Source organism: Cupriavidus consociatus (assembly GCF_017814975.1).
GTDB classification, from domain to species: Bacteria; Pseudomonadota; Gammaproteobacteria; order Burkholderiales; family Burkholderiaceae; genus Cupriavidus; species Cupriavidus consociatus.
The window spans coordinates 1-6,127 of record NZ_JAGIQA010000081.1 but is presented as its reverse complement, the minus strand read 5'-3'; the positions used below and the strand labels follow the sequence as shown (position 1 = coordinate 6,127).

Annotated in this window: 5 protein-coding genes and 1 pseudogene; 1 reads left to right on the top strand and 5 read right to left on the bottom strand. The window is 55.0% G+C overall.

Annotation, left to right across the window (positions count from 1 at the left end; genetic code table 11):
* Positions 1-481: 481 nt before the first annotated feature.
* Positions 482-808 (top strand): hypothetical protein, encoded by a 327-nt coding sequence (locus J8I82_RS37085; RefSeq protein ID WP_245180627.1) that lies wholly within the window; start codon positions 482-484, stop codon positions 806-808.
* Between the two features lie 6 nt (positions 809-814).
* Here the strand turns inward: J8I82_RS37085 and J8I82_RS38885 are convergent.
* The 5 genes and pseudogenes from J8I82_RS38885 to J8I82_RS37065 all read right to left on the bottom strand — a co-directional run.
* A pseudogene (locus tag J8I82_RS38885) lies at positions 815-1,118 on the bottom strand (IS5/IS1182 family transposase); the annotation flags it as partial.
* A gap of 351 nt (positions 1,119-1,469) precedes the next feature.
* Positions 1,470-2,147, bottom strand: coding sequence for a phospholipase D family protein (locus J8I82_RS37080; protein ID WP_209765540.1), 678 nt, complete (start codon positions 2,145-2,147; stop codon positions 1,470-1,472).
* Positions 2,148-2,421: 274 nt separating this feature from the next.
* On the bottom strand, positions 2,422-2,748 hold the full coding sequence (locus J8I82_RS37075) for a hypothetical protein (RefSeq protein ID WP_209765538.1): 327 nt from the start codon (positions 2,746-2,748) through the stop codon (positions 2,422-2,424).
* Positions 2,749-3,263: 515 nt separating this feature from the next.
* On the bottom strand, positions 3,264-4,580 hold the full coding sequence (locus tag J8I82_RS37070) for a hypothetical protein (RefSeq protein WP_209765536.1): 1,317 nt from the start codon (positions 4,578-4,580) through the stop codon (positions 3,264-3,266).
* 53 nt (positions 4,581-4,633) lie between these two features.
* Positions 4,634-6,070: a helicase-related protein gene (locus tag J8I82_RS37065; protein WP_209765535.1), complete on the bottom strand. Its 1,437-nt coding sequence runs from the start codon at positions 6,068-6,070 to the stop codon at positions 4,634-4,636.
* Positions 6,071-6,127: the final 57 nt, after the last annotated feature.

Sequence of the window (6,127 nt, the reverse complement as noted above, 5' to 3'; positions counted from 1 at the left end):
CAGGTACTCGCAAATCCCTCGGACAAGCTTCCTCTTCAATAACATGCGGGGCGTTGCACTTCGCTCTTGAAACCGCCACATATAATGTCAAGAATCCAACAATTAGAACGATCACTCAACAATAAGTATGTTTTGTCTACACTTTTCTGATTACACCAGTTTGCATGAGCACTAGGCACATAGATTGCATTCACTTCATTAATGGGATCACGCGACCTTTTCCTATAGTCGCAGAAGTGCTTTTCGGGATTCATCTCGACTGACCAACAAGGAGAAAATATGTCCCTTTATAGCTGCAACCAACTCCGGCCCGCTGTTGGGCACATCGCAGTGTATAGCAGCTCGGGCACCGTCGCGCAGACCCTTACGCAGTACGCGGTGAGGCCAAAGGACAGAATTATGCAATAGCACACATACATAGCACCACTAAGCAGAAAACCCCTTTATGTTATTCATATAATCTTTTCGCATGAGAAAAATCATGATTCAGGTTCAAAAGATTACCGTAAAAAACAAAACCGGCTATGTGTTTTGCTTCTCAGTCCAGTGGCAGAGTAGCGACGGCACGTGGCACACCACGACGAAATCGAGCAGCGATTATCCCGCCACACAGTCTAGAACTCTCGCGCTCGACGAGATAGGCGTTCCGGCCGATGCGGTCGCAGTGACGCCCTACGGGCATACGGTGGACCCAAAGTTGGGTCATGTGCAAGGAACGCCGCACGTTACTTTCGCGTCGAACGATCGCATCGCAATCTACGAAGCAACCGTGACACCTAGAGAAGGGCTTAAAATCACTCTTGAGTAAGAACGGCTAACAAGATTCCTCGACGAATCGGGAGCAGACGATAGCGCAGGCGAGCGTGAGCAGAGCGACATGGATGTTCGAGGCCGCGTTCGAAGCGAACGCGCACCTTGCCGAACCCGGGCGTGCGTGCGCTCTACAATCCAGAGATGTTTGCCGAGGCGGTCGTTCTTCTTGATGCCACGGCGTGCGATTCGGGGACAGATGTCTCGCTTGCGCAGATGGCGATGGCACCGTTCGACTCATACCCCTTGTCGGCGCGGAACTTGTCAGCGCGGCATTGTGGTCGGGCCAGACAAACCGGCACTGCTGGGGGACATTACAACTTAGCCGCTACAGACAAGTTTCGCTCAACGGGCGTTATGTCAGTACTATGATGATAGTCAGGGCTACGCTGTGGACTCGTTGCGCTGATTCGCCACTCCCGTCGATTTCTGGGGCACTGCTGACGAGCTGCGCTGCGCCTGCATGGGACCACCGCATCTGACATCGAAGCTTGCGGATACCTCAGTGCCTTCGAGCGTTACGGGACGTGAGCCTTGGCCACGCATCCACGCCGCAGTGTCAGCAAGCACTTGGGCGCCCCCGCTTTTGCGCCGCTTGCAGTCGGTGCATGACTCCAGCGTTCCATCCTCGCCGACAAAGTAGCCGACATATTCCAACTTCAGCGATACTTGGTGGTGGTCGATATCGAATTTGTCCTCGTGATTATTAAAAGCCCGTTCAGTATGTCCTCCAGAAACAGGAATGCAAAAGCTGTAAGCGGCATAGCCCTGCCTTGGTGCCCATCAAGCGCAAGCAGAGCAGCTGCAGACCGAATATTGCGCTGATCCGGCTTAATGCGTCCAGGGAAATGCACAGCTTTCAAGACAAGTGTAGGCTTTTGGTCTTCCTGCGGTCCAGCTTCTTCGTTGTCTTTATTTGAACGACACTGTGTGTGCTTGCGTCGGGCCCATGCTGCCTCGGCGGCGATCAAGTCTTTCTCAGTGATTGGGCGCGCCTGGCCCCAGAGCATTTGAAGCCAAACCAGTATTCCTTGGAATTCCGGTGAATCGGAAGGAACCCGGACGCCGGCTTCGTGCCACGTGAAGGTGTCAGGACCATCGTATCCGAGTCCGTTAGTAGAAATGTTTGCGGAAGAGATGACGGCGCCACAGTCAGCTGCGACGACCTTTGCATGTAATGAATCTAACTGTCTGACGACTACATGCGGAATTGATTTGATAGTCCGTATTACCGCCGGGTTCGTGCCTCCCGCATGTAAATTGCAGATGACGTGGAAGGTGCCTGTGTTTCCCGACAGCAGGGTTTCTGCACCTCGGCCCCAGAAGGCAACCGCCATGTGGATAGGACCATCCGAGAACGTGATCTGCGATCAATAGGTTAACCTGGGTGGCAATAGACTCTGAGCAATTCAGGAACATGGCAATCTCATGTTGTCGGCAGTGGACAGCAATTGAGGCTTGCATCGTTGCGGATGGCATGATCAACGAGGTCAACTCGAGGGGCGCGCTGCACGACCACATAGCCACTGCGGCCGAAGCCGCCTTGGATATGTACAAAGACCTCCAGCTAGGTCATCCGATCGGGAGTCGCCATCGGAGTACCAAGCGCGGTCACGATCGTGGCACTCCCGCTGCCCTGCAATCTACACGCTCGACTTCTTTCCAACGGGCGTAATTAGATTCATCCTTGGCCTGAATGAAAGCCGCAGCGACTAACCCGGCATGAACACATATATCTACGCGATCGCCGTGCTGCTTAACAATCTGGTATTGGGCTACAGCATCGGATGCAACGTCCTTCTCAATTCTCGACATGGTTTCCGAAGCTCGATAATCGAGCCCACCGCCGAAGAGATACCAGGCTGCCATGACCGCAAGAAGGCCTCCGAGTATGTAGTTGACAACGAGTCTTGGAGTCGAAATCGTCGCTTCTGACATTTTGCTCTCGCAGTGATGGATCTGGTGTCTGATTCTGGCAAGGCCAATATCTTGCCTTCTGCGCGCAAACACTCATATCGACCAAGAGCTTATATCGACGAGGCAGGAGAGCTGTCCGAACAAACGGCGCCAGCGCTGTCTTCCCCTTCCACGCTGACATGACGGGTGCAATTTTTTCGTGTCCGGGCGTAATGTTGACCAGACTTGTTTGCTCGGAGGATATGGAAGCCCTCTTAAGAGAAGCTAAGCCGCAGAAAGTAGCTGGAAATGGCCAAACATTGCTCTCGTCTCTAGGGAGCGGTCATCCGAACGACGACTTTACCTAGAAGCCGCGCACCTCGACGCGCGAATAAGAATCTCGACGTGAGGCCCTGGGTCCGGCGCCACTCGCGGTCTATGGCAGAAGGTAAAGTGAAGGCGGAATACGGCATCATGTTGCGCACTGACTTGTTGATATGTCGCACTTGCCTGCCGGGCTGACTCCGGTGAGTCCAACTTTTGGTGACGGCTTGCAGCTACTCTGGGCGGTTGACGCGATGACGCGGCGGTCGTTGGCACGAGGGAAGAGTGGACATGGTCTGTAAGGAGGGTGCGCATCCGTGTCTGCGCGATTTGCCGGATGCCGAGTTGCTGGGCTCGACACCGGGCATTCGCCCTGGAATACAAACGCAATGAAATCGGACCGATGTTGCTCGATTTCCTCGGTCGGAAGATAGTGACGGTTGAGGCTGATGATCGATGTGGTTGCCGTTGATCGGTTCGAACGCGAAAGGCCACTTCAGGTCGAAGAACGTAAAGAACTCCGATACCACGATACTTAGGTCGCTCCGGTCGTCCGGGTTGAGCACCGACTTCCGTTGGCTGAACAGGTACCAGTACGAGTCCTCTTCCTCATCCACAAACGTCACGACGCGTGCAGCGTCCGCGCGCCGCGAGACCTTGCGCCCGAGTTCACTGCCATCACGATTCAGCTCTTCAAGAAACGCCGGCAGGTTCTCAAAATTCTCCGGTTTGCACCGCAGGCGGGCCTTGTCATAGACGAAGACGCTGTGACTTACCTGGGCCTTCGAGGCAGTACAGATGATAATGCCAGGCTTGTCGAGAAACGCCTGCAACGGATGAAGCCGTCGCACCATATCGGCGACGGCAGGCTCATTGAGGTACCCTGGCGATCCTTCCTTACGCTCTCGCGCCGCCAATTCGATCCTGATGAGATCCGCAGTCAGACTGTCTGCAACCGATCTCGCTCGTCTCGCCGCGCGAAGATAGGCCGCCTGCGAATCTTCATAGGTGTCGTCAGACGTCGACATGCCAAGATATGGCGACTCGCGGCAAATCACAGATTTAGCACGAAGCTCCGCAAGACGAGCCGTCAGATCATCTTTCCGAGCGGACTGGCCAGTGAGGTTATCCAAATCGCGTACAACCTGAGGCGAGCCATGAATCCAGCTCACCAGCGCCAGAGCTGCTGCGAAGAACGTACGATCGTTCAGATGGTAGTCTATGGAATACAGCCGGTACACCGGAACAGAATTTCCTGTGCTTCGGATGGCTGCCTCGATTTCATCGCCGTATATGTCAGGTCGATGATGGACTTGAATGTCGGACGCGAAACCTGCCACCAGCGACTGCAACGGTGCAATGAAGACTGGAATCACATCTCGATTCACGAACAGATCAATGGCGAAGACCGCGGCCGTGTACGTCTTTCCGAAACCTGTGTACCAGTTCAGAAGTTTGACGAAAGGTCTCTCCTCCGAGTGGAGAAATGGTTCCAGGAAGCCCTTTTGAAAAATCTCTGAAGATGTTCGAGACTCTTGTCCATTGCTCATCAGGAAGTTCTCCTCTCAAGGCCGACGTCAACCGGCCTCGTAAAATTTTGTCGCTACCGGTTGCCGATGTCGTCTTTGACTGCCGCAGACTGATTCACGCTGCGAGCCCAATGCATCGCCGCACCAAGGTCGAGATTCAGGCTCGTATACGAAATGCGCACCAGGCCCTCGGGAAGCGCCCAGTCCCATTTTTCTCGAAGCAGATTGCTAACATCTGCCAGCAGCACGTCAATCGCCGGCGGCTCGCTTGCAGCGATATCGGAGAGCGTCGCCAGCACGTCATCTGCCTGCGCCTGACCCTTGACGACCTCGACGCCGGGTCCGGAAGCGAACGCGGTATATCCGTATTGGCGATACAGGCAGGCAAGTGCCTCGTTTGCAGCATCACCAAGCCACGTCAACAGTTGAACCTCCTGACCTTGGTCAACCATCACAGCGTGGGCGAGATCCCTCGCGCCATAGTTCTTCCGAGCCTCAGCCAGGAACTTCTTTGCTGTGGCGTCCAGGTATGCAGGCACTTCAGGCGATTCGAGAAGCTCGCGCATACGCTCGCGCACGCGCGTGTGAGTTCGGCCGCTCCCTCCCGAGAAAAGCGGTGGTGCTCCACCACCAGCACGGACTACCACGATCGTCTTTTGCTCTTCGTCGATGCTTTCTACTTGCCAGGTCCTGCCCGCAAAGAGAATCCGCTGCCCTTCCATTAGCATCTGGGATATCGGAAGACTACCTAGAGTCTTTCCGCCCGAAACGATACGAAACTCCTCGTCGGCCGCAAAGGCTGCATAGAACGTGTAGTGATTCACTATGCGCTCACCGACACTTCCGTGCAGAAGCTCGCCAGATGAATCCTGCACCAACAATTCCTTCTCGCCCAGATGACGAATCAGCTCCGCAAATTCGCGCTTGCCCAGGCCTGTAAATGGGGCATTTGGAGCGCAGAGGGCTCCGTACAGGCGCGCAATCGTAGCCCCTCCGTTCTGCGCCACATAGGACAGAATCTGCTGTATCAACGTTGAGTAGTGAGCGCCCTGCGTTGCTGGCGGCTCAAACCAGCCCTCAAGCAGCAAGGCGAGCATCGCGGCGAACTGAACAGTGTCGAGACGCAACTCCGTGGCCAGCGAGCTCTTGGGGCCAACGGCATCTTCGATGCTATAGCCGCGGAGGATTGCGGGTTCGCCTTTGCGCCGACCTGACCGGCCCAGGCGCTGGCGCAGGCTCGCAACGGAGGGCGGTGGACCAATCTGTGCAATGCTCTTGACCGCGCCAATGTCTATGCCCAGTTCAAGTGTATTGGTACAGACAGCCGTGGCAGGAACGGTCTTCTGCTTGAGTGCGGCCTCTGTCTCCGACCGAATCTCCTTGGAGAGATTACCATGATGCGGCCAGAATTCATTGGGCATCTGATGTTGCGCACAGAGCTTGCCAAGCAGATGGGTGTACCGCTCAACCTCACGCCGGGAATTTGGAAAAACTAGTACAACATCCCGCAAATATCTTTAATAATTATCGGGCTGTAAATAGGGCTCCAGGAGCGTGACGATCAACTG

Excerpts from the sequence above, each read along its gene's own strand:
- J8I82_RS37070 (WP_209765536.1), bottom strand. The coding sequence starts at position 4,580 with ATGAGCAATGGACAAGAGTCTCGAACATCTTCAGAGATTTTTCAAAAG.
- J8I82_RS37085 (WP_245180627.1), top strand. The coding sequence starts at position 482 with ATGATTCAGGTTCAAAAGATTACCGTAAAAAACAAAACCGGCTATGTG.
- J8I82_RS37075 (WP_209765538.1), bottom strand. The coding sequence starts at position 2,748 with ATGTCAGAAGCGACGATTTCGACTCCAAGACTCGTTGTCAACTACATA.
- J8I82_RS37080 (WP_209765540.1), bottom strand. The coding sequence starts at position 2,147 with ATGGCGGTTGCCTTCTGGGGCCGAGGTGCAGAAACCCTGCTGTCGGGA.